This window comes from Rhodopseudomonas pseudopalustris (assembly GCF_900110435.1).
Classification (GTDB): Bacteria; Pseudomonadota; Alphaproteobacteria; order Rhizobiales; family Xanthobacteraceae; genus Rhodopseudomonas; species Rhodopseudomonas pseudopalustris.
This window is the reverse complement of record NZ_FODT01000002.1, coordinates 426,321-452,139: the sequence shown is the minus strand read 5'-3', so window position 1 is coordinate 452,139 and position 25,819 is coordinate 426,321. Positions and strand designations below refer to the sequence as shown.

At 64.9% G+C, this 25,819-nt stretch carries 27 protein-coding genes and 1 pseudogene; 11 read left to right on the top strand and 17 right to left on the bottom strand.

Annotated features, from left to right (window positions below; translation table 11 throughout):
• Window positions 1-25: 25 nt before the first annotated feature.
• From BMY71_RS05475 to BMY71_RS05465, 3 genes are all read left to right on the top strand, one after another.
• The gene (locus BMY71_RS05475) at window positions 26-1,528 is read left to right on the top strand and encodes a sigma-54-dependent transcriptional regulator (RefSeq protein WP_092682252.1); all 1,503 of its coding nucleotides are present in this window, start codon (window positions 26-28) and stop codon (window positions 1,526-1,528) included.
• 344 nt (window positions 1,529-1,872) lie between these two features.
• Entirely contained in the window at window positions 1,873-4,035 is a 2,163-nt protein-coding gene (locus BMY71_RS05470) for a L,D-transpeptidase family protein (protein ID WP_092682251.1), read from the top strand.
• A 293-nt stretch (window positions 4,036-4,328) separates the two neighbouring features.
• On the top strand, window positions 4,329-5,933 hold the full coding sequence (locus BMY71_RS05465; RefSeq protein ID WP_092682249.1) for a peptidoglycan L,D-endopeptidase MepK: 1,605 nt from the start codon (window positions 4,329-4,331) through the stop codon (window positions 5,931-5,933).
• Window positions 5,934-6,214: 281 nt separating this feature from the next.
• On the opposite strand, the gene BMY71_RS05460 is transcribed toward BMY71_RS05465, so the two are convergent.
• Window positions 6,215-6,487, bottom strand: coding sequence for a DUF2312 domain-containing protein (locus BMY71_RS05460; protein ID WP_011501826.1), 273 nt, complete (start codon window positions 6,485-6,487; stop codon window positions 6,215-6,217).
• A 174-nt stretch (window positions 6,488-6,661) separates the two neighbouring features.
• The gene (locus tag BMY71_RS05455) at window positions 6,662-6,955 is read right to left on the bottom strand and encodes a DUF1244 domain-containing protein (protein ID WP_175557618.1); all 294 of its coding nucleotides are present in this window, start codon (window positions 6,953-6,955) and stop codon (window positions 6,662-6,664) included.
• A 215-nt stretch (window positions 6,956-7,170) separates the two neighbouring features.
• Between BMY71_RS05455 and BMY71_RS05450 the strand changes: the two genes are divergently transcribed.
• Both BMY71_RS05450 and pyk read left to right on the top strand, forming a co-directional pair.
• Complete coding sequence (locus tag BMY71_RS05450) at window positions 7,171-7,761, top strand: DUF1036 domain-containing protein (protein WP_011501824.1); 591 nt, start codon at window positions 7,171-7,173, stop codon at window positions 7,759-7,761.
• Window positions 7,758-9,191 carry a pyruvate kinase gene (gene pyk, locus BMY71_RS05445; RefSeq protein ID WP_011501823.1) on the top strand — a complete coding sequence of 478 codons (1,434 nt, stop codon included), beginning with the start codon at window positions 7,758-7,760 and terminating at the stop codon, window positions 9,189-9,191. Before BMY71_RS05450 ends, pyk begins: the two co-directional genes overlap by 4 nt.
• 358 nt (window positions 9,192-9,549) lie before the next feature.
• Here the strand turns inward: pyk and BMY71_RS05440 are convergent, their stop codons facing one another.
• The 4 genes from BMY71_RS05440 to ykgO form a co-directional block, all read right to left on the bottom strand.
• Complete coding sequence (locus BMY71_RS05440) at window positions 9,550-9,978, bottom strand: OsmC family protein (protein WP_092682247.1); 429 nt, start codon at window positions 9,976-9,978, stop codon at window positions 9,550-9,552.
• A 37-nt stretch (window positions 9,979-10,015) separates the two neighbouring features.
• A complete protein-coding gene (locus BMY71_RS05435) occupies window positions 10,016-10,978 on the bottom strand; it encodes an alpha/beta fold hydrolase (protein WP_092682245.1) in 963 nt (320 codons plus the stop codon).
• 70 nt (window positions 10,979-11,048) lie between these two features.
• Window positions 11,049-11,729, bottom strand: coding sequence for a tetratricopeptide repeat protein (locus BMY71_RS05430; RefSeq protein WP_092682243.1), 681 nt, complete (start codon window positions 11,727-11,729; stop codon window positions 11,049-11,051).
• Between the two features lie 148 nt (window positions 11,730-11,877).
• Complete coding sequence (gene ykgO, locus BMY71_RS05425; RefSeq protein WP_011501819.1) at window positions 11,878-12,003, bottom strand: type B 50S ribosomal protein L36; 126 nt, start codon at window positions 12,001-12,003, stop codon at window positions 11,878-11,880.
• Between the two features lie 328 nt (window positions 12,004-12,331).
• Between ykgO and BMY71_RS05420 the strand changes: the two genes are divergently transcribed.
• Both BMY71_RS05420 and BMY71_RS05415 read left to right on the top strand, forming a co-directional pair.
• On the top strand, window positions 12,332-13,201 hold the full coding sequence (locus BMY71_RS05420) for an amidohydrolase family protein (RefSeq protein ID WP_092682241.1): 870 nt from the start codon (window positions 12,332-12,334) through the stop codon (window positions 13,199-13,201).
• A gap of 111 nt (window positions 13,202-13,312) precedes the next feature.
• Window positions 13,313-13,795 carry a YbaK/EbsC family protein gene (locus tag BMY71_RS05415; protein ID WP_092682473.1) on the top strand — a complete coding sequence of 161 codons (483 nt, stop codon included), beginning with the start codon at window positions 13,313-13,315 and terminating at the stop codon, window positions 13,793-13,795.
• Window positions 13,796-13,861: 66 nt separating this feature from the next.
• Here the strand turns inward: BMY71_RS05415 and BMY71_RS05410 are convergent, their stop codons facing one another.
• The 4 genes from BMY71_RS05410 to BMY71_RS05395 form a co-directional block, all read right to left on the bottom strand.
• Complete coding sequence (locus tag BMY71_RS05410) at window positions 13,862-14,161, bottom strand: hypothetical protein (protein ID WP_011501816.1); 300 nt, start codon at window positions 14,159-14,161, stop codon at window positions 13,862-13,864.
• 170 nt (window positions 14,162-14,331) lie between these two features.
• Window positions 14,332-15,657 carry a methyl-accepting chemotaxis protein gene (locus tag BMY71_RS05405; protein ID WP_092682239.1) on the bottom strand — a complete coding sequence of 442 codons (1,326 nt, stop codon included), beginning with the start codon at window positions 15,655-15,657 and terminating at the stop codon, window positions 14,332-14,334.
• Window positions 15,632-16,153 carry a PAS domain-containing protein gene (locus BMY71_RS05400; protein ID WP_092682237.1) on the bottom strand — a complete coding sequence of 174 codons (522 nt, stop codon included), beginning with the start codon at window positions 16,151-16,153 and terminating at the stop codon, window positions 15,632-15,634. The genes BMY71_RS05405 and BMY71_RS05400 overlap by 26 nt, the downstream gene beginning before the upstream one ends.
• A gap of 221 nt (window positions 16,154-16,374) precedes the next feature.
• Window positions 16,375-16,584, bottom strand: a complete 210-nt coding sequence (locus BMY71_RS05395) for a hypothetical protein (protein WP_041805193.1) — start codon at window positions 16,582-16,584, stop codon at window positions 16,375-16,377.
• A gap of 279 nt (window positions 16,585-16,863) precedes the next feature.
• On the opposite strand from BMY71_RS05395, the gene BMY71_RS05390 reads away from it, so the two are divergent.
• Genes BMY71_RS05390 through BMY71_RS05380 form a run of 3 tightly spaced genes read left to right on the top strand, consistent with a single transcriptional unit; the run spans window position 16,864 to window position 18,794 of the window.
• Window positions 16,864-18,225, top strand: a complete 1,362-nt coding sequence (locus tag BMY71_RS05390) for a lipopolysaccharide biosynthesis protein (RefSeq protein ID WP_175557617.1) — start codon at window positions 16,864-16,866, stop codon at window positions 18,223-18,225.
• Window positions 18,226-18,276: 51 nt separating this feature from the next.
• The gene (locus tag BMY71_RS05385) at window positions 18,277-18,507 is read left to right on the top strand and encodes a hypothetical protein (RefSeq protein ID WP_011501811.1); all 231 of its coding nucleotides are present in this window, start codon (window positions 18,277-18,279) and stop codon (window positions 18,505-18,507) included.
• The gene (locus BMY71_RS05380) at window positions 18,504-18,794 is read left to right on the top strand and encodes a type II toxin-antitoxin system RelE/ParE family toxin (protein WP_092682234.1); all 291 of its coding nucleotides are present in this window, start codon (window positions 18,504-18,506) and stop codon (window positions 18,792-18,794) included. The genes BMY71_RS05385 and BMY71_RS05380 overlap by 4 nt, the downstream gene beginning before the upstream one ends.
• A 20-nt stretch (window positions 18,795-18,814) precedes the next feature.
• Here BMY71_RS05380 and BMY71_RS05375 read toward each other — a convergent pair whose 3' ends face one another.
• The 4 genes and pseudogenes from BMY71_RS05375 to BMY71_RS05360 form a co-directional block, all read right to left on the bottom strand.
• A complete protein-coding gene (locus BMY71_RS05375; RefSeq protein WP_092682471.1) occupies window positions 18,815-19,603 on the bottom strand; it encodes a 3-hydroxybutyrate dehydrogenase in 789 nt (262 codons plus the stop codon).
• A gap of 45 nt (window positions 19,604-19,648) precedes the next feature.
• Window positions 19,649-19,912: pseudogene (locus BMY71_RS05370) on the bottom strand (DUF3734 domain-containing protein); the annotation flags it as partial.
• A gap of 75 nt (window positions 19,913-19,987) precedes the next feature.
• Window positions 19,988-20,500, bottom strand: coding sequence for a CAP domain-containing protein (locus BMY71_RS05365; protein WP_011501808.1), 513 nt, complete (start codon window positions 20,498-20,500; stop codon window positions 19,988-19,990).
• Window positions 20,501-20,675: 175 nt separating this feature from the next.
• Window positions 20,676-21,710, bottom strand: a complete 1,035-nt coding sequence (locus BMY71_RS05360; protein WP_092682232.1) for a glutamine synthetase beta-grasp domain-containing protein — start codon at window positions 21,708-21,710, stop codon at window positions 20,676-20,678.
• Window positions 21,711-22,182: 472 nt separating this feature from the next.
• Between BMY71_RS05360 and BMY71_RS05355 the strand changes: the two genes are divergently transcribed.
• Window positions 22,183-22,386, top strand: coding sequence for a DUF2735 domain-containing protein (locus BMY71_RS05355; protein ID WP_175557616.1), 204 nt, complete (start codon window positions 22,183-22,185; stop codon window positions 22,384-22,386).
• A gap of 104 nt (window positions 22,387-22,490) precedes the next feature.
• Here BMY71_RS05355 and BMY71_RS05350 read toward each other — a convergent pair whose 3' ends face one another.
• The 3 genes from BMY71_RS05350 to BMY71_RS05340 all read right to left on the bottom strand — a co-directional run bounded on the left by BMY71_RS05350 (window position 22,491) and on the right by BMY71_RS05340 (window position 25,810).
• On the bottom strand, window positions 22,491-23,426 hold the full coding sequence (locus tag BMY71_RS05350; RefSeq protein WP_011501805.1) for a glutaminase: 936 nt from the start codon (window positions 23,424-23,426) through the stop codon (window positions 22,491-22,493).
• A gap of 232 nt (window positions 23,427-23,658) precedes the next feature.
• On the bottom strand, window positions 23,659-24,168 hold the full coding sequence (locus tag BMY71_RS05345; protein WP_092682230.1) for a DUF934 domain-containing protein: 510 nt from the start codon (window positions 24,166-24,168) through the stop codon (window positions 23,659-23,661).
• Window positions 24,155-25,810 carry a nitrite/sulfite reductase gene (locus BMY71_RS05340; protein ID WP_092682228.1) on the bottom strand — a complete coding sequence of 552 codons (1,656 nt, stop codon included), beginning with the start codon at window positions 25,808-25,810 and terminating at the stop codon, window positions 24,155-24,157. The genes BMY71_RS05345 and BMY71_RS05340 overlap by 14 nt, the downstream gene beginning before the upstream one ends.
• Between the last annotated feature and the right edge of the window lie 9 nt (window positions 25,811-25,819).

Sequence of the window (25,819 nt, the reverse complement as noted above, 5' to 3'; positions counted from 1 at the left end):
GGGACACTGCAGGCTTGAGAGTGGTATGGTTGAGCGGATTTTGATCGCAGACGACGACCCGGTGCAGCGCCGGCTGGTCGAGAACATGGTGCAAAAGTGCGGCTACGAGGCCGTGCTGGCCGATAGCGGCGACGCCGCGATCGCGCTTCTGACAGCGCCGGATACCGCCGCGATCGACGCCGTGGTACTCGATTTGGTGATGCCGGGCCTCGATGGCCTCGGCGTGCTCGGCAAGATTCGCGAGTCGGGTCTGAGCGTTCCGGTCATCGTACAGACCGCGCATGGCGGCATCGACAACGTGGTGTCGGCGATGCGCGCAGGCGCGCATGATTTCGTGGTCAAGCCGGTCGGCATCGAGCGGCTGCAGGTATCCTTGCGCAACGCGCTGAACGCCAGCGCGCTGAAGGGCGAGTTGCAGCGCATCCGCCACAGCCGCGAGGGCCGGCTGACCTTCGCCGACATCATCACCCGCAGCGAGTCGATGGCCGCGGTGCTGCGCGCCTCCGAGAAGGCCGCAGCTTCCTCGATCCCGGTGCTGATCGAGGGCGAATCCGGCGTCGGCAAGGAGATGTTCGCGCGCGCCATTCACGGTTCGAGCGAACGGCGGAGCAAACCGTTCGTCGCGGTCAACTGCGGCGCGATCCCCGACAATCTGGTCGAATCCATCCTGTTCGGTCACGAGAAGGGTGCGTTCACCGGCGCCACCGACCGTCACATGGGCAAGTTCGTCGAGGCGACCGGCGGCACGCTGTTTCTGGACGAGGTCAGCGAATTGCCGCTGGCCGCGCAGGTCAAGCTGCTGCGGGCGCTGCAGGAAGGCGCGGTCGAGGCGGTCGGCGGGCGCAAGCCGCTGAAGGTCGACGTGCGCATCATCTCGGCGACCAATCGCCGCCTGCTCGACCGGGTCAAGGCCGGCCAGTTCCGCGAAGACCTGTTCTATCGCCTGCACGTGCTGCCGCTGACGGTCCCGCCGCTGCGATCACGGCGCGAGGACATCCCGCCGCTGCTGCGGCATTTTCTGGTGCGGTTCTGCGCCGAGGAAAACCGCACGATCGGTGGCATCACCGGCGAAGCGATGGCCCGCCTCGCCCAGCTCGACTGGCCGGGCAACATCCGCCAGCTCGAAAACGCCGTGTACCGCGCGGTGGTGATGAGCGACAGCGACCAGCTCGGCGTCGACGACTTCCCGCTCGCGAGCGCGCCCTCGACCGTCCCGACCGGCGAGGCGGACGGCGAGCCGCTGATCCTGGAGCCGCCGACCTCGGCGCAATTCGTCGCCGCCAACGAGGCGCCGATCGCGCCGCTGCCGACCCATGGCAGCCTGCCGATGCTGAATAGCGACAATGATGTCCGGGCGCTGGACGAGCTGGAGAGCGAGATCATCCGCTTTGCGATTTCCCATTATCGCGGCCAGATGTCCGAAGTGGCACGGCGGCTGAAAATCGGCCGCTCGACGCTGTATCGCAAGCTCGACGAGATGGAAGCTGTTCGGGCGGCGCAGGCGTCATCGCCGGCGAATACCCGCTGAGAAATTGTGGCGACGCCGTGGCACCGCACCGCCACGGCCTTGACCGCCCGGAACATTTGAACCGTTGCGGAGTGGTGACAGACAAAGCCGGCAACACATGGCAAAAACGCTGCGCATCAACGGTTAACGCTTTCTAACCGGGATGCGCGGTCAGTTTGTCGTGACTCGCCCGGCGGGCGCTGGCCGCTCCGACAGGGCGCGTGTATCGTCGGACGAGTCGTGAGTTTGCGACGCGTTGTCGCTCGTGGCGCGGGTCACTCGTGGCGCGGGTCAGCGAATCCATCGAAAAACGAACAGCAAGAACACGAACTGCCCTCCGGCAGCTTCTCCCAAGGGGTGCACGAATGCGAGATCACTCGACTGGCCGCCGCGGTTTTGAAGGTGTGCTGATGGCCGTTGCGGCAACCTTCCTGACCGTATCGGTGACCTCTGCGATCGCGCAATCGCCCAGCAAATCCCCCGCCGATCTCGCGATCGACGCCGCCGTTCCGGTGCCGCAGCCGGTCGACCTGCCGCCGCCGTCGATCGGCGATTTCAAGCCCGACACGCTGGCCGCTCCGGTGAATCCGCCGGCCGAGACCAACACCGACAGCGCCGCCGCGCCCACGCCGGCCGCGCCCGCACAGTCTGCGCCTGCGCCGACCGCAGCGGTGCCGGAAACGGCCTCGCCGGTCGCCGCGCCGCCCGCCGCCACCGCGACGGCGCCCGCCGCCGAGCCCGTCAAGGAGCCGGTGAAGACGCAGGCAACCAAGGACCAGCCCGCCGAGCCGCAGAAGGCCGCGAGCACCGTGCCGGCCGCCGATCAGCCGGTCGCCGACAAGGTGCGCGACACGCTCGCCACCAAGGCGGCGCGCTATTTCGACCGCAAGGCCGAGCGCGCCGCGGTCGAGAAATTCTATGAAGGGCGCGACTACGCGCCGGTGTGGACGGCGTCGGGCGCCTTGACGTCCGCCGGAAAGGGCGTGATCGCGCGGCTGAAGGACGCCGCCGCCGACGGCCTCGATCCGACCGATTACCCGGTGCCGGATTTCGCCGCAGCGACCTCGCCCGACGCGCTCGCCGAGGCCGAGCTGCGGCTGACCGAGAGCATGATGGACTATGCGCGCCAGGCGCAGAGCGGCCGGATGCACTGGTCGCAGGCCGGCTCCGACATTCAGTATCCGGAACACCCGATCGATCCGGCCGAAGTGCTCGCCAACGTCACCACCGCGAAGGACGCCTCGGCGGCGCTCGACAGCTACAACCCGCCGCACAAGCCGTATCGCGAACTGAAGAAGAAGCTCGCCGAACTGCGCGGCGAAAGCGGCATGCCGGTGCTCAAGATCGCCGAGGGCGAGACGCTGAAATTCGTGCCGGCGCGCAAGAAGCAGCCGGCGGTGACCATGGACGATCCGCGCGTGCCGCAGCTCCGCGCCAAGCTCGGGATCACCGAGGACGCCGATAGCTCCACCTACGACGCCAAGGTCGCCGAAGCGGTGCGCAAATTCCAGCGCAGCGCCGATCTGAAGCCGACGGGCGTGCTCGACGACCGCACCGTCAAGGTGCTGAACACGCCGAAGCGCGACCGCAGCATCGACACCATTATCGTCAACATGGAGCGCTGGCGCTGGCTGCCGCGCCAGCTCGGCGCGGCCTCGATCGGCAACGCCTATGTGATCCTCAACATCCCGGACTACACGCTGAAGGTGATGCAGAACGGCGCCCAGGTCTGGACCACGCGCGTGGTCACCGGCAAGCCCGGCAAGCACGCGACGCCGCTGCTGACGGAAACGATGAAGTACATCACCGTCAACCCGACCTGGAACGTGCCGCCCTCGATCATCAACAACGAGTACCTGCCGGCGCTTGCGCAGGACCCGACCGTGCTCGACCGGATGGGCCTGAAGATGTCGCGTAATCGCGACGGCTCGATCCACATCTCGCAGCCGCCGGGCGAAGCCAATGCGCTCGGCCGCGTCCGCTTCAACTTCCCGAACAAGTTTCTGGTGTACCAGCACGACACCCCGGACAAGAATCTGTTCGCCCGTGACGAGCGCGCCTTCAGCCACGGCTGCATGCGGGTGCAGAATCCCGATCAATACGCCGCGGCGTTGCTCAACATCACCATGCCGAACGAGCGCTATACGCCGGAGAAGATCCGCTCGATGTACGGCCGCAGCGAGATCGACCTGAAATTCCCGACGCCGATCCCGGTCAACATCACCTACCAGACCGCGTTCGTGGACGATGACGGCAAGCTGCAGATCCGCAAGGACATCTACGGCCGCGACTCCGCCATGCTGGCGATCTTGCGCAACGACAAGGGCAAGAACCTCGAAGCCGTGGTTGCTCACTCCCAGCCGAATTACAGCCGCCCGACCAGTCTGCCGCCGGGCGTGAACGTCGCCGGGGACTACACCGGGTCGTCGCAGGCCTCCGGCTTCAACTTCTTCGAGCGGCTGTTCGGCGGTCCTCCGGCACCTCCGCAGCAGCAGATGCGCCGCCAGCAACAGCGCTACACCCGCTGATCGCGGTTCCGGCGTTAATCTGAAAAGCTGAAATGGAACAACGGCTCATCTCCGGATGAGCCGTTTCCATTAACCATTGTCCATCAGGATGCCGGCAGCGGGCTCGATTTCGCCATAGTCCGCGGGTTATGGTTGACGATCGACTTGGGGAAACGGGCGTCGTTTTCGGTTCGGTAACGCTCCGTCGGCGATGTAACGACCCTGTCCGGCATTTGGTCTGGCAGACTTGGTCTGACAGATCTGGGGTTTGCCGACAGGCTCCCGTTCGGTCGTCCTTCTGGTGGGGCTTCTTCGTGCTAGCTGGACTCACGCGCCGTCTAAAATCATTGTCATTTCCCAGAGCCGGCTATGGCGCCGTGCTGAGTTCGGCCGTGCTGCTGGCCGGCGCGGGATCCGTGCACGACGCCTCGGCGGTCGGGGACAGCCGCACCCTCTCCTTCCACCACACCCATTCCGGCGAAGACCTCACCGTCACCTTCAAGCGCAACGGCCGTTACGACGAAGAGGCGCTCGGCAAGCTCAATCACTTCCTGCGGGACTGGCGCAGCCAGGACAAAACCGTGATGGACCGGACGCTGTTCGACATCCTCTGGGAAGTCTATCGCGACGTCGACGGCAAGCAGCCGATCCAGATCATCTCCGCCTACCGCTCCCCCGCCACCAACGCGATGCTCCGCCGCCGTTCCTCCGGTGTGGCCCGCCATAGCCAGCATACGCTGGGCCACGCGATGGATTTCCATATTCCGGGCGTGGCGCTCGAGCAGATCCGCTTCGCCGGGCTTCGCCTGCAGCGTGGCGGCGTCGGCTTCTACCCGACCTCCGGCTCGCCCTTCGTCCATCTCGACACCGGGCGGATCCGCCACTGGCCGCGCATGAGCTCCGACCAGCTCGCCAGGGTGTTCCCGGATGGCCGCACCGTTCACCTGCCGACCGACGGCAGGCCGCTGCGCGGCTACGAACTGGCGCTGGCCGACATTCAGAAGCGTGGCGACGGCAGCGGCGCCTCGTCGTCCAAATCCAATTTCCTGACCGCGCTGTTCCGCGGCAAGTCGGCCGACGACGAAGACGAGGGCGCGAGCGCCGCCACCGCAGCCGCCAGCGCCAAACCGGCCGGCAAGCTTCCGGACATCAAGGTCGCGGACGTCAAGGCCGCCGAGGTCAAGCTCGTCAACACCGAGCCGGTGCCGATGCCGCGCGCTAAGCCGGCCGTGCCGATTCAGGTCGCGTCCGCCGACAACATCGTCCCGCTGCCGTCCGCGAAGCCCGCCAGACAGGCAGCGAAGTCCGAATCGAAGCCGCAGACTCCGACGGATATCATCAACGCGCGCGGTTTCTGGGATGACATTCCCGCGGCGCCGAAGCAGGCCAGCCCGGCGCAAGTCGCCGCGATCAGCGCCCGTCAGGCGCTGGAAGCGGCGGACCCGCAATCGCCGATGAACGCGATGGCGTTTGCCGCCAATTCGAGCGAGAAGGCCGCGAAGCCGCAGACCCATCCGCAAGTGGTGACAGCGAGCGCGCCGATCCCGTCCGGTAGCCGATCCGCATCGCTGGCGCGCCATCCGGTGACGACCAGCAGGATCGACACCGTGGTCGGCAAGACCGCACAGGGCAAAGTCGGCGTGGTCGCAAATTCGGCGCGGATCACCGCCGCCGGCAGCCGCGACAGCGACGTCTGGATGCGCGCGATGATCCTGATGCCGAGCGCGGTCACGACCGGCGCCACGGCGATCGGCGATGCCGACATGACGCAGCTGACCAAGCACTTCGCCAAGCCGCAGACCACGGTGACGATGGCGTTCAGCGACGATCCGCAGCCCGGCCTCTACGCCGACACGTTCACCGGCCCGGCCGTGGCGACCGTGTCGACCACGACCTTCACCACCGCCGCACTGCGCTGAGCGCAGCCGCATCACACATCTTGCTGCCTCGCATCATCGCTGCTTCTCGCAGGTCATCGCGAGTCCGCGAAACAGCTGCATCCCACTCCGACGTTATCGCCCGCGAAAGCGGGCGACCCAGTATTCCAGAGCGCCTAGCTTCGGATCGAACATCGCATCGGCTCGGCATCCACCATCGGGATGCTCTGCGATACTGGTCACCCGCTTTCGCGGGTGATGACGACGTTGCTGTTGTGCGCGGCCTGTCGAGGCCGCGAAGGACTGCTTGAGAGCTCGCGCCCTCACAGCATTCCGAGCGCCTGCATGTAGGTCTCGAGGATGGTCTCCTGCTCGGCGCGCTCGTTGGCGTCCTGCTTGCGCATCCGCACGATGGTGCGCAGCGCCTTGACGTCGTAGCCATTGCCCTTGGCCTCGGCATAGACGTCGCGGATGTCGTCGGAGATCGTCTTCTTTTCTTCTTCCAGCCGCTCGATCCGCTCGATGATGGCCTTGAGCTGATCCTTGGCGAATCGGGTCGCGGGTTCGTCTTGGACGGCGGCAGCAGAGGTGGCCATCGTTCACTCCTGGGGGCATGATGATCTGAAAAGGGCGGCGGGGATGATCGCCTCGCGCCGCATCTGAGGGGGGACAGTCCCCAGAGCGACCCGCCCCGTCAAGGGGCATCGTGCCGATCCACAGCGACGCACAGAAGAAATCTCGGAGGGAGTTTTGCGTGCTGGACTCGCGCGTCAGTGGCGGTGGGTTTTCTTGAACGCGTCGAGCTGCGCCGGCGTCGCTTCGCTCTGATGCTTCGCTTTCCACGCTTCGTAAGACATGCCGTAGACCGCCTCACGGCTCTCGTCACGGCTCAGCGCGACGCCCTGCGCGTCAGCGGCCTCCTTCAGCCAGTTCGACAGGCAGTTGCGACAGAACCCGGCGAGATTCATCATGTCGATGTTCTGGACGTCGCTGCGCTCGCGCAGATGCGCCACCAGCCGCCGAAACGCCGCGGCTTCGAGTTCGGTCCGTGTGTTGTCGTCCATCGTGGTCACCTTCTCGTGCACTTCAACGCCCTTCTCAAATGGGCGCGGTCTCGAATTCTGCCACATCTTGCGGCTCATGCGATGGGATCGAACAGCCGCGCCAGAACATCATCGCCACGTTCCAGGGGCGCCCTACCGGACATTCGCCCTGCAGCGCCGTTGACAGGCCGGTCATGTCACGCGAAATCATCCTCGTTTTGTTATAGCTTGGCGGCATGACCAGCACAGATTCTCTCCCCCGCATCGCACAACCGCGCCGTATCCAGGTCGCCCTGTCGGCCGCGCTGGCGCTTTGCGCCGTGGTGCTGGCCGTGGCGCCGGCGGCGGCGGATTTCCGGCTGTGCAACAACACGTCGAGTCGGGTCGGCATCGCGCTGGGCTACAAGGACGTCGACGGCTGGACCACCGAGGGCTGGTGGAACGTGGCGTCGCGGAGTTGCGAGACGCTGCTGCGCGGCACTCTGGTGGCGCGCTATTACTACATCTACGCGCTCGACTATGACCGCGGCGGCGAGTGGTCCGGTCAGGCTTTCATGTGTTCACGCGACAAGGAGTTCACCATCAAGGGAACCGAAAACTGCCTCGCGCGAGGCTTCGACCGCACCGGCTTCTTCGAAGTCGACACCGGCGAGCAACGCGCCTGGACCGTGCAGCTCACCGAGAGCAACGAACAGAACACCCAGAAGCTGCCGGGACTTCCCGGCGGCTCGCCGCCAGGCGCCGGGATGCCGGGCATCCCGCCGACGCCGGGCCGCACCGCGCCGGCCACACCGACCGCGCCGCCGGGCGACGGGAACAAGCCATGAGACGCCTGCGCCGAATCAAGATCCTCGCGACCTTGGGCCCCGTTTCTTCCGACAGCGCGATGATCCGAAAGCTGTTCGAGGCGGGCGCCGACGTGTTCCGCATCAACATGAGCCACACCTCGCATGACAAGATGCGGGAGCTGGTGAAGACCATCCGCAATGTCGAGGGCAGCTACGGCCGCCCGATCGGCATTCTGGTCGATCTGCAGGGGCCGAAGCTTCGTGTCGGCTCGTTCGCCAACGGCCCGATCCAGCTCAACAACGGCGCGACCTTCGTGCTGGATTCCAGCAAGGAGCCCGGCGACGCCGACCGCGTGCAGCTGCCGCACCCGGAGATTCTCACCGCGCTGAAGGTCGGCGACGCGCTGCTGCTCGACGACGGCAAGGTCCGGCTGATCTGCGAAGAGGCTTCGCATGATCGCGCGGTGACCCGCGTGGTGATCGGCGGCAAGATGTCCGACCGCAAGGGCGTCAGCCTGCCCGACACCGATCTGCCGGTGTCGGCGATGACCCACAAGGACCGCGCCGACCTCGAGGCCGCGTGCGAGACCGGCATCGACTGGGTGGCGCTGTCCTTCGTGCAGCGCGCCGATGACGTCGCCGAGGCGAAACGGATGATCCGCGGCCGCGCCGCGGTGATGGCGAAGATCGAAAAGCCGCAGGCGATCGATCGGTTGCAGGAGATCCTCGACGTCTCCGACGCGCTGATGGTCGCGCGCGGCGATCTCGGCGTCGAGATGCCGCTGGAGCGGGTGCCTAGTCTGCAGAAGCAGATGACGCGGATGGCGCGCCGCGCCGGCAAGCCGGTGGTGATCGCGACCCAGATGCTGGAATCGATGATCTCGAGCCCGGTGCCGACCCGCGCCGAAGTCTCCGACGTCGCCACTGCGGTCTATGAGGGCGCCGACGCGATCATGCTGTCGGCGGAATCCGCCGCGGGCAAGTATCCGGTCGAAGCGGTCTCGACGATGAACCGGATCGGCGAAGAGGTTGAACGCGATTCGATCTACCGCACCGTGGTGACGGCGCAGCGACCGGAGCCGGAAGCCACCGCAGGCGACGCGATCGCCGGCGCGGCGCGGCAGATCGCCGAAACGCTCGACCTGTCGGCGATCATCTGCTGGACCAGCTCGGGCTCGACCGCCCTGCGCGTCGCGCGCGAGCGGCCGAAGGTCCCGGTGGTTGCGATCACCCCCAACATCAACACCGGCCGCAAACTATCGGCGGTGTGGGGCGTGCATTGCGTCGTCGCCGAAGACGCCAAGGATCAGGACGACATGGTCGACCGCGCCGGCCGGATCGCCTTCCGCGACGGCTTCGCCAAATCCGGCCAGCGCGTCATCATCGTCGCCGGCGTGCCGCTCGGCACACCCGGCGCCACCAACATGGTCCGGATCGCTTATGTCGGGCCGACCGATACGGATGTGTGAGGCTAGAGCTTTTCCGGTTCTGATAGAATCAGAGCCGGAGCTCTAGCTTTTTGTTCCGACGCGTTTTCTTCACGCGAACCGGTTTCCACTTCGCTCGAAAACGCTCTAGGTGACCTGCGCACGGTCCGCACAACATCAACGTTGGTCATTCCGGGGCGTGCGCAGCGCGAACCCGGAATCCATAGCCCCAGAGTTCGTTAGTTCCGATCACTCCCCCAGTGCTTCACAATGAACACAGGGAATATGGATTCCGGGTTCGCGAGCTACGCTCGCGCCCCGGAATGACGAACGAAAAGCCTGGTTGCGCAGAGAGCATGAGTTGCGCTCGTGAGCTCATGCTTCGTCTCTAATTCGCCACTCAGCTCGCCAGCTTGGCGTCGAGGGTGATCTTGGTGTTGAGCAGTTTCGACACCGGGCAACCGGCCTTCGCCTTGCCGGCGAGTTCCTGGAAGGTGGTGTCGTCGGCGCCGGGGATCTTGGCGTTCAGCGTGAGATGAACCGCGGTGATGGCGAAGCCGTCGCCCTGTTTTTCAAGCGTGACGTCGGCCTTGGTCTCCATCTGCTCGGCGGTGAGCTTGGCTTCGCCGAGGATCAGCGACAGCGCCATGGTGAAGCAGGCGGCATGGGCGGCGCCGATCAGCTCTTCAGGATTGGAGCCGGGCTTGCCTTCGAAGCGGCTGGCGAAGCCGTAGGGATAGTCGGACAGCGCGCCGCTCTTGGTCGAGATCGCGCCCTTGCCGTCCTTGATGCCGCCCTGCCATTTGGCCGAACCGAATGTGGTGCTCATTGGGTAGCTCCTGCGTTGGTGAGTAGTCGTGTGAAGACTAATGCAGCGCTGCGTGCGATTTCGTGACGGTGGTCGCAATCAGCGCCTCGACTTCGCGCTGGACCAGATCCAGAGCGGTATTCTGCACCATGTGCCCGACATCGGGCAGCACGATCAGCTTCGCCTGCGGAACCGCGGCGGCGAAAGCGCGCGAATGAACGTCGACAGACACAATCCTGTCGGCGTCACCGTGGATCAGCACGGTCGGCGCTGTGATCTGCGGATAGCGCGCGGCCTGCTCGGCCACAGCCTCGTTCAGCGTGGTCAAGTCCCAGCTATTAGCGAGGAATGCGCGCGGCCGCAGCAGCAGCGGTGTCGCGCTGGCGTCGACGTAATCCACGGGCATGGTCTGCGGCGTGAACGCCGCGCGCGCCCCGGGCTCCGTGAGCAGCAATCCGAGCGGCAGCGTGACGGTATGAGCCAGCAGCGGGCCGATCACCGGCGTCGTCATCACCTGGTTATAGGTGCCGACGCCGCCGCGCCACGGATGCGTCACCGGCGCCAGCATCACCAGCCCCGCCACCCGCTGTGGCTGGTCGAGCGCCAGCCGCGCCCCGAGCGCGCCGGCCATCGAATGCACCACGAAGATCGCGCGCGAGACGCCGAGCCGGTCGAGCGCCTCGCCGATCGCCTGCGCCTGCATCGCCGGTGACGAATTGGTCAGATCGTCCCGGAAACTCCAGCCATGTCCGGGCCGGTCGACCAGAAGCACACGATGCTGCTGCGCGAGTCGGTCGCCGAGCGGCGCCTGCATCGCGCGGAGATTCGAGCTCGCGCCGTGGATCATCACGATCGGCGGCTCGGCGAGGCCGCGCGGGCCGAGATCGACCACGTGCAGCACGCCGCCACCGACCGAAATCAATTCGCCCTGCGGGGGAAATTTGCTTTGCAGCCACAGCACGCCGGTATGCGTCAGCAGCGCCAGGACGGCGAGCGTGGCGACGGCGCCGATCAAAACCATGGAGAGGACCCGGGAGAGATTTCGCACGGATGAGTTACGCCGTGCTGCCGCGATTGTTTCGTCGGCCTGTTCAGATATCGCGGCCTTCGACCTTTTCCGACAGCGTCTTCACGAGGTCGGGAAGCTTGTCGAGATGCGGGTTGACCACTAACGCCTTTCGGAACGCCTCGAGCGCACGCTTGTCGTCGCCCAGCTCCTGCATGATCATGCCGAGGCCGGCCAGCGCGCCGAAATGGCGCGGCTCGCGCATCAGCACCTGCTCGATATCGCCGAGCGAGCGGACATAATTGTTCTGCAGATAGAAGATGGTGGCGCGGCGATTCCAGCCTTCGACATAATCCGGCCGGAGCTTGACCACGGCGTCGAGCAGCTTCACCGCGACGTCGTATTGCTTGGCCTCCACCGCGACCTTGGAGCGCGCCATCAACAGCGCGGCAGTGTCGCTCGGGGTCTTGCTCCACAGCGCCCAGATCCGCGCCTCGACATGCTTGGCGCTGGCCTGGTCCGGCGCCGCCTTCAGCGCGCCGAACAGGAAATCCAGACCCTTGACCTGATCGCCACCGACGCGCGGAAGCTTGGCCGGCGGCGACGGCGGCACATCGAGCGGCTTTTCCGGATGATGTTTCGGAGGCGCGGTCTTCGGCGATCCGTCAGGCGCCTGCGCCTGCGCGGCAAAAGGAGCCAGCGACAATAGCGCGGCGAACAAGGCCGCGCGAGGCAGGTGACGGCAGGCGGAGAATCCAGAAGCCATCCGCGAAGTCTAGACGCAGCGACACGCGCTGCAAAGCAGCGCGCGCGTCACACAGGCGTGATGGATCATCGTTCGGCCACCGGACGAGCTCAGCCGCGTGCGACCAAGCTCGATGCGAGCAACCAGGTTGCGCGCAACCGGGTCGCGATCAGCCCTGGCGGGCCTTGAAGCGGCGCTGCACCTTGTTGATCACGTAGATCCGGCCCTTGCGGCGCACAAGGCGGTTGTCCCGATGACGGGAGCGCAGCGACTTCAGCGAGTTACGGACCTTCATGGGTCTTTCCTGACTGTTTGAAAGGCCGTTTTTGGACTGGCCGAAGGTGTAAAATATACCTTTCCCGCCGGCGGCACTCCGCCCGGGACGGTCGGTTTCTAACGAGGGGAGCCGGACCTGTCAATCGAACCGGACGGCCCATCCCCTCAATTCCGCAGGAAAATTCGCCGACGACGCGAACGGAGCCGCCTTGGCCAGCGCGAGGTCCATTTTCGCCGCGCGCCCCCGCCGATGCGCGGCTTCACAGCCCGGTGAATTGATTATAGAATATAATCAATTCACCGCTCCGCCAATCCGCCCCGCCAAGAAGGCTCCAAGGAAACACCCGATGCTGAACCCCGACGACCTCGTCGCCATCGACATCCACACCCACGCCGAGGAGCCCTGCGGCTCGCACCCCGACGACGGCTATGACGATTTCCAGGCGCGGATGGCGGAGTATTTCGGCTCGCCGAACAAGCATCCGCCGACCGTGCCGGAGACCGCGGCCTATTATCGCGCCAAGAAAATCGCGGCGGTGATCTTCCCGGTCGACGCCGAGCGCGAGACCGGCTTTCGCCGCTACAACAACGACGAGATGATCGAGATCACGCGGCAGAACTCCGACGTACTGATTCCGTTCGCTTCGATCGATCCGCACAAGGGCAAGCTCGGGGTGCGCGAGGCGAAGCGGCTGATCGCCGATTACGGCATCAAGGGATTCAAATTTCACCCGACGATGCAGGGCTTCTATCCCAACGATCGCCTCGCTTATCCGCTGTATGAAGCGATCCAGGAAGGCGGCGCGATCGCGCTGTTCCACACCGGCCAGACCGGTGTCGGCTCCGGGATGCCGGGCGGCATGGGAATGCGGCTGAAATTCTCCAACCCGATCTACATGGACGACGTCGCCGCTGACTTCCCCGACATGAAGATCATCCTCGCGCATCCCTCCTTCCCATGGCAGGAGGAGGCGCTGTCGGTCGCGACCCACAAGCCGAACGTCTATATCGACCTGTCGGGCTGGTCGCCGAAATACTTCCCGCCGATCCTGGTGCGCTACATCAACGGCCTGTTGCAGGACAAGATGCTGTTCGGCTCCGACTGGCCGGTGATCACCCCGGACCGATGGCTCGCAGACTTCGCCAAACTCGAGATCCGCGACGAGATTCGCCCGAAGGTGCTGAAGCAGAACGCCCGGAAGCTGCTGGGAATCTGATATCGCTTCGTCATCACGAGCCCACGGGTCGGCACGAAATGCCGATCCGGGTGCTGCTCGCCATGACGAATGAACTTGATTGCCGGCTTCAATCGCCGCCGAAGGAATCGCATGAGTCTCGACTCCGTTCGCGCCTGGTTCGCGCAACACGCCCCGGACATTGCCGTCGAGGAATCCGACAAGAGCTCAGCCACCGTGCCGCTCGCAGCCGAAGCCCATGGCGTGCCGCCGGAGCAGATCGCCAAGACGCTGTCGTTGCGGGTCGGCGAACGCGTCGTGCTGGTGGTGACCAGCGGCACGGCGCGGCTCGACAACAAGAAGGCCAAGGCGGCGTTCGGCGCCAAGCCGAAGATGCTCGGCGTGCACGAGGTCGCCGATCTCACCGGTCATGAAGTCGGCGGCGTCTGCCCGTTCGGCCTGAAAGATCCGCTGCCGATCTATTGCGACATCACCCTGCAGGCGTTCGACATTGTGCTGCCGGCGGCGGGCTCCATCAACAGCGCGGTGCGGATCGCGCCGCGGCGGATGGCGGAACTGGTCGGCGCCGAATGGGTCGATGTCAGCGAGATGCGCGCGGAACGACAGGCTCCCTGAACAGCAGGCGCCCTGAACGACAACGGGGCCCGAAGGCCCCGCGATCCGTCCGATGGAGTGAGGCTGTTACCAGCGGCGCCCGCCGTGCCAGCCCGGCCGGCCGTAATGGCGCGGGCCGCCGTAGAAGCGCGGCGCGCCGTAGACCCGCGGGCCATAATGGCCATAGGCGCCGTAGGAGTTCGGACGCCACCAGCAGCGACCCCACTCGTTACAGACGTAACGCACCTGATCGACATTGGCGGCCTGGCTGCCGGCCGCGTTGGCCGCGCCGGCAAGGCCGTTCGGCATTGCGGCGGATGCAACGCCCGGCGAAAGCGCAACGGCGCCCAGAGCAGCGGCGGCGGCAACAGCGAGTTTGAGTTTCATCGGATCAACCTCCTTCAATTCAACTCCGAAACTGCGGGCAGCCTAGGAAGTCGCAGGTGAATGAGCGCTGACGATGGAGTTCATCTAGATGAAATCTTGGCAAGGTACGGACCGCGTCGTCGTCACCGAAACGCCGCCGCGATCGACTATCAACTCTGGAACCCGCGACGTCATGCGGCGTGGCGTGATCCGGTTTCGCTCCGCCGCAACGACCTCAGGAAGTCGCGCACCGCATCGCCGAGCGTCGTCGCCTGCTGCGCGAGCGAGCCGGACGCGGTCAGCGTGGTTCCGGCATGTTGCTCGGTTTCGGCGACGTTGACGGTCACGCTCTGGATGTTGAACGAGATGTCGCGAATGCCGGCGAAGGCCTGCTCGATGTTGCGCGCGACCTCGCTGGTCGCCGCCGTCTGCGTCTCGACCGCGATTGCGACCTGACCGGTGATGGCGTCGACCTCGCCGATGCTCTGGCCGATGCTGGAGATCGCGTCGACCGCGGCGCGGGTCGTCTCTTGCACTTCGGCGATGCTCATCGAAATGTCGTGGGTCGCCTTGGCGGTCTGCGCCGCAAGCGACTTCACTTCCTGAGCCACCACCGAGAAGCCCCTGCCCGCCTCGCCGGCGCGCGCGGCCTCGATCGTCGCGTTCAGCGCCAGCAGATTGGTCTGCGAGGCGATCTCTTCGATCAGTTGCACGATGGTGCCGATCCGCTCGGTTGCGGTGGACAGGCTGCCGACGGTTTCCCGCGCATGGTCGGAGGCGCTCACCGCGGTTCTGGCGATCGAGGCCGAGCGATTGACGCTGCCGAGGATCTCGTTCGCGGACGCTGTCAGCTCGGTTGTCGCCGCCGCCACCGTCTCCATGTTGGTCGAGGCCTGCTCCGAGGCCGCCGACACAGCCAATGCGCGCTCGCGCGTAGCGGCGACGCCGCGGTTCAGGCTTCCCGCGGTCTCGCCCATATTGTTCGAAGCCGACGACACAGTGTCGATCACCGTGCCGATCGCGCCTTCGAACTCCGTGGTGTTGGCGTTGAAGGCCGCGACCCGGGTCTCGATCACCTGCATCGCCTCGTTGATGGTCCGGCTGGCGATCAGCAATGAGCCGCGCAATCCGGCCGGCAGGATGTGACGATAGTATTTGTCGTCACGGATCGCGCCCATCGCCGCGCTGGCTTCGCGCACGAAGGCGTCGCAGCGGTCGATCATGTCGTTGAAGGTGTGATGCAGCGCGCCGATCCGACCGCCTTCCCGGCTGCCGATGATCCGCGCCTCGAAGTCGCCATTGGCGATGCGCTCGCAGATCGCGCTGAAATTCACCAGCGTCCGATCGAGCCGCAACAGCATCCAGCCGAGCAGCCCGCAAAACACCAGCGCCGCGACCAGGCCGATCTGCTGCAACAGCGGCGCGCCGGTCATCACACCGACGGACGCCGTCAGCGTGGAAACGACCACGCCGCCGAGACAGACGGCCGCGTTAGACAGCGAAGATGAACTGATCATAGGACACATTTTTCGCTTTGACGAAATCGATCAGATGCCGATAGCCGGCGGCGAGACCGTCCTTGCCGTTGCGATGATGGGATTCCACCTCACACAACTGGGCGTAAACCGGCGCCAGCGCGGCGACGACACGGCGATCCGGCACCCGGCGATTGGAGTGATATCCAATCACCTGCCCCTTCGCGTCGAAAGACGGCGTGACATGGGCGAAGACCCAATAGTAATCGCCCTTGCGAGTCATGTTCTTGACGTAGGCGAAGATCTCGCGACCTTCCGCCAGCGTGTCCCACAACAGCTTGAACACGCAGCGCGGCATGTCGGGATGGCGCAAGATCGAGTGCGGCTGGCCGATCAGCTCTGCTTCGCTGTATCCGCAGATATCGGTGAATACTTTGTTGGCGTAGGTGATCCGGCCTTTGAGGTCGGTCTTGGAGACAATGATGTCGTCGGCGTCGAAGAACACTTCGACGGTGGTCGGTGTTACGACTTGTTTCACGGGCAATGTCCGGCTGCGAACGATCACGCCGAACCCGCAATGGTCCGGCCTCGAACAAATACGGGCCAGGAACTTAAGAGTTAGTTCGCTCTAAAAATGCGTCTAATGCTCGAACACAGCATAATTTACGGGATTCGCCGATCTTCCTATATCGAGATACTGATTGCGCTTCCACGACCCCGACGAAAGTCGCAGTACGAGCGACTAAATAATTGCAGCGCTCAGCTTTTGTCTTTTTGCTGGCGACCTATTCCGGCGACGAGCAGAAACGCGACGACCAGACTCACCACATTGAGCGCACCCTCGCGTACCGCCTCTCCCGAGAAGCCCAAGGTGGTGGATGTGATCATACTGAGAAGACCGGCGACGACGATGGCGGCGAAGCCCGCCGCAGCGATGAGACCAATCGTCTTCGGAGCGAGTTTCGGCATTGTAACATCCTGCCCTGCACGTGAGTGGTAACGAACGACCGTCCTGACGCCGACGACGCGAACGCGTCCGGAAGCGAAAACGCGTTTGACTACCGGTAGCGTATCAACGCGACCGTGAGCGTCCGGTTTCCACGATACACCGCCCATGCGGATGAATATGCAAATTATTCGTGATGTGGTCTGCCGCCGCACCCAACCCAATCTTAACATCTGGTTGCTAAAGGGATCAGGCTACCGCGGTCACCCGCGGCCATGCCCTCGGGGTTCGCTTTGGCTGTCATGGATGCTCCACCGGCAACATCGCTGCTCGCCGGGCTGAAGGCGCGGCTCGCTGCGCTGTTCGGCGGCGCGAACGAGCGTTCGCTGACCAATCGCCTCGCCGGTACTATTTTCCTGATCCGCGTCATCAGCGCCGGGATGGCCTATCTCGCGCAGATCCTGCTGGCGCGCTGGATGGGCGGCTCCGACTACGGCGTCTATGTCTATGTCTGGACCTGGGTCCTGCTGCTGGGATCGATGCTGGATTTCGGCATTTCGGCGTCGGCCCAGAAGATCATCCCCGAATATCGCGCGCGCGGCGACCTCGACCGGTTGCGCGGGTTTCTCTCAGGCAGCCGCTGGGCGACGCTGGCGGCTTCCAGCCTGGCGTCGCTGCTGCTGGCGGCCCTGGTCTGGGCGCTGTCGTCGTCGCTCGACTCCGCCACCGTGCTGCCGCTGTATCTCGGTTGCCTGACCTTGCCGGCGTTCGTCGTCGCCAATACCCAGGACGGCATTGCCCGCTCGCACGACTGGATGCCGCTCGGGCTGATGCCGCAGTTCATCATCCGGCAGGCGCTGATCATCGGCTTCACCGCCGGCCTGTTCGTGCTCGGCTTCCAGCTCGGCGCGGTCGCCGCGATGGCGGCGAGCTGCGCGGCGGTGTGGATCGCGATGATCGGGCAGATGATCGCGCTCAACCGCAAGCTCGGCCGCCATGTCGATGCCGGTCCGCGCGCCTACGATTTCCGCGGCTGGCTCGCCACCTCGTTGCCGATCCTGCTGGTCGAGAGCTTCTATCTGCTGCTGTCCTACACCGACGTGCTGGTGCTGCAGCAATTCCGCTCCGCCGAAGAAGTCGGGGTTTACTACGCGGTGGTCAAGACGCTGGCGCTGGTGTCGTTCATCCATTACGCGATGTCGGCGACCACCGCGCACCGCTTCACCGAATATCACGCCGCCGGCGACAAGGAACGTCTGGCGGCCTATGTGAAGCACGCGATTGCCTGGACGTTCTGGCCCTCGCTCGCGGCGACCGTGGTGCTGCTCGCGCTCGGCAAGCCGCTGCTGTGGCTGTTCGGCCCGCAATTCACCGAGGGCTACGGCATCATGTTCGTCGCCGCGATCGGGCTGATGGTCCGCGCCGCGATCGGGCCGGTCGAGCGGCTGCTGAACATGCTCGGGCATCAGAACATCTGCGCGCTCGCCTATGCGCTGGCGTTCGCAGTCAACCTCGCGCTGTGCCTCGCCCTGGTGCCGAAATTCGGCGGCTACGGCGCCGCGGCCGCGACCTCCGCGGCGCTGACCTTCGAAACCGTGCTGCTGTTCTGGATCGTTCGCCGCCGCCTCGGCCTGCACGTCCTGGCGTTCGGGAAGAAGGGCTGAGCCGAAGTCCGCGGACTGGCTCCGAAGGGGCTCCCGTGCTAGCCTCGCCCCATGAGTGTGGACCTCAAAGCCCTGATCGAGCGTGCCGAAACCTGGCCCGAAGCGGCCCGGGACGAACTCGCATCAATCGCCGAACAGATCGAAAGCGAATTGCAGACCAGCGAGTATTTCGCGAGCGCTGACGAACTGAACGTGATCGACGCAGCGATGGCTTCGCTCGATCGAGGCGAGCAGGCGACCGACGAGGAAATCAGAACAGCCTTCGCTCGATTTCGACAGTGAGGGTTGTCTTTTCGCGACAGGCTCTCGCCGATCTGGAGCGTGTCGTCGACGACTACACCGGCAACGCCGGATCGACCATCGCCCGATCGATCGGCCGACGGATCGAGGATGTCATCGACCGGATCGCCAAATCACCCAACTCGGCACCTCGAGTCTCACAACGATCCAATGTCCGGACGGTAGCCGTGATTCGCTACCCGTTTCGGATTTTCTATCGGTTGCGGCAGAACCAGATCGAGATCCTGCACATCCGGCATACATCGCGACGGCCGCTGTCGTCCCCGTAAGGACGACAGCGCCGCTTGCGCTACGCCGCGGTCCAGCCGCCGTCCATCGAGAGGTTGGCGCCGGTGATCTGGCTGGCGTCGTCGCCGCACAGATAGACGGCCAGCGCCGCGACCTGTTCGGACGTGACGAATTGCTTGGTCGGCTGCGCCTGCAGCAGCACGTCGTTGATCACCTGATCCTTGGTCAGGCCGCGCGCCTTCATCGTATCCGGGATCTGCTTCTCGACCAGCGGAGTCCAGACATAGCCCGGCGAAATGCAGTTGCAGGTGATCTTATGGGTCGCAAGCTCCAGCGCCACCGTCTTGGTCAGGCCGGCGATGCCGTGCTTGGCGGCGACATAGGCCGACTTGAACGGCGAGGCGACCAGCGAATGCGCCGAGGCGGTGTTGATGATGCGGCCCCAGCCGCGCTTCTTCATGCCGGGCACCGCGGCGCGGATGCCGTGAAACGCCGACGACAGGTTGATGGCGATGATCGCGTCCCATTTGTCGACCGGAAAATCCTCGACCGGCGAGACGAACTGGATGCCGGCATTGTTGACCAGGATATCGACCGAGCCGAGGGTTTTCTCGCCGAGCTTGATCATCTCGGCGATTTCCGCCGGCTTCAGCATGTCGGCCGGCGAATACAGCGCCTTCACCGCGAAGTCGGTCTCGATCGCCTTGCGCGCCGCCTCGATCGCATCAGGCTCGCCCATGCCGTTCAGCACCACATTGGCGCCGGACTTGGCGAAGGCGCGCGCATAGGCCAGTCCGATGCCCGAGGTCGATCCGGTCACGACCGCGGTTTTGCCGGTGAGATTAGCCATCATCTGCTCCTGTTCGAACGTCTGCGAAAGCGGCGCTGGCGGCCGCTATTTGAATGCATCCCGCGTCAGGTCCCAGGTCACCATGGTCTCGCCGTCCTGCGGCCCGCGCTGCCATTCCTCGTGGCGCATCGAGACATAGACATCCTGCTCGCCGGATTTCCAGTGTTCGATCATGTTGAGGCGGGAGAAATCGTAATCCTTGGACGCCGCCTCGTCGTCGCGTTTGCGGTAAATCAGGTGCACCACGGTGACGGCATTCTCCTGCGCCGCGTCGTGCAGGATCGCGCAGGCCAGATCGCTGCGCAGCTCCAGGGCAGGCCGCAGCGGCGCGGCCCAGCGCCGCGACGTCAATCGCGCAACCGGAGAACTCCAGTCAAACCCGGCCTAGCGCGGCGGTTCTGTCGACGCGAGGATCAGGGTCCAGAACACCTTGTACTTGGTGTTCGGCGCGTAGCTGGCGGCGATGCCGAGCTTGGTGACGCCGCCCTTCAACATGTTCGCGCGATGCGGCGGCGAGTCGCGCCAGCCGGAAAACGCCTCCGCCAGCGTGTGATAACCGGCCGAGACGTTCTCGACCGCGATCGACGCCGGATAGGCCGAGGCGTTGAGCCGCTGCGCCAGAGGCGCCTTGGCGTCGTGATCGAGCTTGTTGCGCTTCGCCATCGTCGCCGACTGCTCTTCGGCGAGCTGCGTCAGCGCCGGATCGACCACCACCGCGCCGAGACCGTTGTTCTGGCGATATTGCGAGATCATTGTCGCCGCGGCGACCGCGTCGACCCTGGCGCCTTCGCGCGCCATGCTGGCGTACATCGACGGCGCCTCGACGCTCGGACCAACATCGCCGGCGCACCCCGCCAGCAGCAGAAGGCCGAGAACGGCCATCACCCCACGCAACATTCAGCAATCCCCATGCGCGCATCGGCGTCGCCGGTCCCGTCACCGGCCGCCGCGCGCGGCTCCGTTGTTGCACAGGAACCGTGGCTGAAAGGTGAAGATAGATCGGGCCAAGCTGCCCCGAAACGACGGCGGCCCGGACTTGCGTCCGGGCCGCGTTTGCAGTCGCCGTGGAGGCTCAGGCGGCGGCGGCGATCTTGGAGGTAGGAACCGAGGCGATCGTCTTCAGAACCTGGAACGCGATCTGGTAGGGGTCGCCTTGCGAGTTCGGGCGGCGGTCTTCCAGATAGCCCCTGTAGCCGTTGTTGACGAACGAATGCGGGACGCGGATCGAGGCGCCGCGATCCGCCACGCCGTAGCTGAACTTGTTCCACGGCGCGGTCTCATGCTTGCCGGTCAGGCGCATGTGGTTGTCCGGACCGTAGACGGCGATGTGGTCGTGCAGATTGTCGTCGAACGCCTTCATCAGCGCTTCGAAATACGCCTTGCCCCCGACCTCGCGCATATAGGTGGTCGAGAAGTTGCAATGCATCCCCGAGCCGTTCCAGTCGGTATCGCCGAGCGGCTTGCAGTGGAATTCGATATCGACGCCGTACTTCTCGGTCAGACGCAGCATGAGATAGCGCGCCATCCACATCTCGTCGGCGGCCTTGCGCGAGCCCTTGCCGAAGATCTGGAATTCCCACTGGCCTTTCGCCACTTCGGCGTTGATGCCTTCGTGGTTGATGCCGGCTGCGAGGCAGAGGTCGAGATGCTCCTCGACGATCTGGCGGGCGACGTCACCGACGTTCTTGAAGCCGACGCCGGTGTAATACGGCCCCTGCGGCGCGGGATAGCCGGCTTCCGGGAAGCCGAGCGGACGGCCGTTCTTGTAGAAGAAGTACTCCTGCTCGAAACCGAACCAGGCGCCCTCATCGTCGAGGATCGTCGCGCGCGTGTTCGACGGATGCGGGGTGACGCCGTCGGGCATCATCACTTCGCACATCACGAGAATGCCGTTCTTGCGGGCGGCGTCGGGATAGAGCGCCACCGGCTTCAGCACGCAGTCCGAGGTCTGGCCTTCCGCCTGCATCGTCGACGAGCCGTCGAAGCCCCAGAACGGAAGCTGTTCGAGCGTCGGAAAGATCTCGAACTCCTTGATCTGGGTCTTGCCGCGCAGGTTTGGCGGGTTGTAGCCGTCGAGCCAGATGTACTCGAGCTTGTACTTCGTCATGCGATTCTCTCTCTTGATCTGCAAAGGGCAAACTGACCCGAAGCGGACTTTGAACCGCGCTACCCGGCGGTCGGCGTCCGGCAACTCGTAAGCATTTGCTGTGCCAGAGTCAGCATTTGCTGCACCGGAATCCGACAGGCTGCGGCAATCTCGCGCAGGCGCGACCAAGCCTTTGTGGAACCTGCGGTTCCCTGGGCTTGGCAGGCAGAGAAATCCCGAGAATCTCTCCGGATTCGAACGGATCGGACGCGCGGAAAAAATTAACCGGTCGGGCGCACGCTTTAATCTCTCAGGATGGTTCCTGCTCGTTCGCAACCAAGACGGCAATGCGACGTTGCCCGAGCAACCTGAGCGCGAGAGCACGGCGTATTGCCTATGTTTTCGGCAAACGATGATATTTCGTTGGGCATTCTGCGCGACGCATATGCGCGGCCGATATCATCGGACCATGTAGAGTAGTGCAATCGAGTGAATGCAACGAAGGAGAGAAGGAGAGACAGTGAATCCCCTGAACCAGACATCCGCAAAGATCTATCAGTTCCCGGTCGGCGGTCGAAGCGGCCCAAGCCGGCGCGAGCCGAACGTAGCTGACGCCGGCTCCCACAATGTGTTGACCTGCGCGAGCTGGTACCACGAAGCAGCGTTGCTCGAAGAGCAGACCCGCAAACCGCAATGACACCGATGCCAGCGACGCCGCGTGGCGTGAATTTCGAAACCTGACGAAGGGCCGGCGTGCAAGCGTTTCGGCCCTTTGTTTTGCCCTCGTCCCGGATCGGCGGCTCAGACGCCGAAAATCGACCAGCCCAGCCGCTTGGTCAGCGCTTCCAGCGCAATCCGGCCGAGATGAGAATTTCCCGAGGCATCCAGCCCCGGCGACCACACCGCGATCGAGGCCTTGCCAGGCGCCACGGCCAGCACGCCCCCGCCCACCCCGCTTTTGCCCGGCAGACCGACCCGATAGGCGAATTCGCCCGAACCGTCGTAGTGCCCGCAGGTCAGCATCAGCGCGTTGATGCGCCGCGCCCGCTGCGCCGACACCACGTTGTGACCGGTCGACGGGTTGCGGCCGTTATGCGCGAGGAAGCGCCCGGCCATCGCAAGTTGGCGGCAGCTCATCGCGATCGCGCAATGGTGGAAATAAACGCCGAGCGTGTAGTCGACCGGATTGTCGAGCACGCCGAAGGATTTCATGTAATTGGCGAGCGCAGCGTTGCGGAAGCCGGTGCGCTGTTCGGAGGCCGCCACCGCCTCGTCGATCGTGATCGCCGAATCCGCGGCGAGAAATTGCATGAAACGGAGAATTTCGCCGAGCGCCTCGCGCGGCTGATGCCCGGACAGGATCAGATCGGTGACGGCGATCGCGCCGGCATTGATGAATGGATTGCGCGGAATGCCGCGCTCGCGCTCGAGCTGCACGATCGAATTGAACGCCGTGCCGGACGGCTCGCGGCCGACCCTGCGCCACACCCGGTCGCCGGCTTTGCCCAGCGCCAGCGTCAGGGTGAACACTTTCGAGATGCTCTGGATCGAGAACGGCAGATCGGCATCGCCGCCGGCCGCGACATGGCCATCGGCGTCGATCACCACGAGGCCGAAGCCCTGCGGATCGACCCGCGCCAGTTCGGGAATGTAGTTCGCCACCTCGCCGCGGTCGGTCCGCTGCGCCATCTCTTCGGCGATCTCTGCGACGGTGCGGTCGAGAAGGTCCGTGCTCATGGCGGCGGAGAGAAAGCCAAGCTCGACGGTAACGCAAGATCAAAGAGGCGGCAGACCGTCAGGACCTGAATTGCGTCGTCGGCCTCACCTGCTCGCAAAGACGGGCCAGCGCTTTGGATCGTATCGGTCGGTTAGAGCATGATCCCGAAACGTGGATGCAGGTTTCCGGAAAAGACCGTGCTCAATCAGGAATCCAGAGCAGGACGACAATTCGAAGATTCGTCATCCTGATCTAGGTAGCGGCCGCGGTGTGCCGCTTGCGGCGGCGCTGCAGCGCGCTGAGATGGCCGTCGCCGGTCGGCTGATAGAATTCGGTGTAGCGATGCGTCGCCTCGCTGAAGGCGTGCGCGTCCGACTCCTTGGCGACGGCGAAGGCGTCGAAGCCGTTGCGCAGCAGAAACGTGAACTGATCGCGGAGAATCTGCCCGGTGGCGCGCAGCTCGCCGCGGAATCCGTCGATCTCGCGCAACCGCCGCGCCTGGCTGTGCGCCCGGCCGTCCCTGAAGGTGGGGAACACCAGCGCGATCAGCGACAGCCGGTCTAGCCATGGCGCAAGCTCGGCGACGTCGCGATTGTTCGGCCAGATCACGCCCAGCGGCGCGTTGCGGGTCGCCAGCGCCTCGGCGTCGGCAAGGAAACGCGCGGCCGAGATCAGCACGGCGCCGCCCGCGGGCAGTTCGGCGTCGTCGGCGATCGCGACGAAGTCGTCGGCGACGATCGCGCCGTTCTTAACGAGTGGCATAGACCCGCTCCTTGAAAGGTTCGACGCCGAGCCGCTTGACGGTGTCGACGAACAATTCTTCCGGCTTTTCGCGCAACGCCAGATAGGCCTCGACGATATCCTCGATCACGTCGGCGACCTCCGCATAAGGCACCGCGGGGCCGATCAGATCGCCGACGCGGGCGTCCTCGTCGGCGCGGCCGCCGATGGTGATCTGATAGAACTCCTCGCCGTTCTTTTCGACGCCGAGAATGCCGATATGGCCGACATGGTGATGGCCGCAGGCGTTGATGCAGCCGGAAATATTGACGTGCAGCCGGCCGATCAGATTGGCGGTCTCGTGATTGGCGAAACGCCGCGTCAACTCCTGCGCGATCGGGATCGAGCGGGCGTTGGCGAGCGAACAATAGTCCAGCCCCGGGCAGGCGATGATGTCGCTGACCAGATTGACGTTCGGCGTGGCGACGCCGATCGCGTCGAGCGCAGTCCACAGCGCCGGCAGGTCGCGCTTGGCGACATGCGGCAGCGCCAGATTCTGTTCGTGGCCGACGCGGATTTCGCCGAACGAGTATTTATCGGCGAGATCGGCGATCGCATCCATCTGATCGGCGGTGGCGTCGCCGGGCGGGCCGCCGACCGGCTTCAGCGACAGCGTGACGATGGCGTAGCCCGGCTCGCGATGCGGCGCGACCGAGTTCTTGCGCCACGCCTCGAAGCGGGCGTCGTGCGCAGCCTTGCGCAATTCGTCCGGCATCGCCGGCAGCTTTTCGTAGGCCGGATAGATGAAGCGCGAGCGGATGTCCGCGATCATCTCGTCATCGAGCGTCAGCGGTCCGTCGGCGATCGGGCGCCACGCCTGTTCGACCTCGGCGGCGAATTTCTCGATGCCGAGTTCGTGCACCAGGATCTTGATCCGCGCTTTATAGATGTTGTCGCGGCGGCCGTACTGATTGTAGACGCGCAGGATCGCCTCGACATAGCTGAGGATATCGCGGCCGGGGACGAACGCCTTGATGGTCTTGCCGATGAACGGCGAGCGGCCGAGGCCACCGCCGACCAGCACTTCGAAGCCGGTCTCGCCGGAATCGTTCTTGCGCAGCCGCAGCCCGATGTCGTGGACCTTGATAGCGGCGCGGTCGTGATCGGCCGCGGTGATTGCGAATTTGAACTTGCGCGGCAGAAACGAGAATTCCGGATGCAGCGAGGTGTGCTGACGCAGGATCTCCGCCCACACCCGCGGGTCCTCGACCTCGTCGGGCGCGACGCCGCCCCATTGGTCGGCGGTGACGTTGCGGGTGCAGTTGCCCGAGGTCTGCATCGCATGGATGCCGACCTCGGCGAGGTCGGCCAGCGCGTCCGGCAGATCGGCGAGCGCGATCCAGTTGAACTGGATGTTCTGCCGCGTGGTGAAGTGGCCGTAGCCGCGGTCGTATTTGCGCGCGACATGGGCGAGCTTGCGCAATTGCGGCGACGACAGCGTGCCGTAGGGAATCGCGACGCGGAACATATAGGCGTGGAGTTGCAGATAGACTCCGTTCATCAGCCGCAGGACCTTGAACTCGTCCTCGGTCAGTTCGCCGCTGAGCCTGCGCTGCACCTGGTCGCGAAATTCGGCGACCCGTTCGTTGACCAGCGTGCGGTCGATGTCGTCATATGCGTACATTGAAGAACC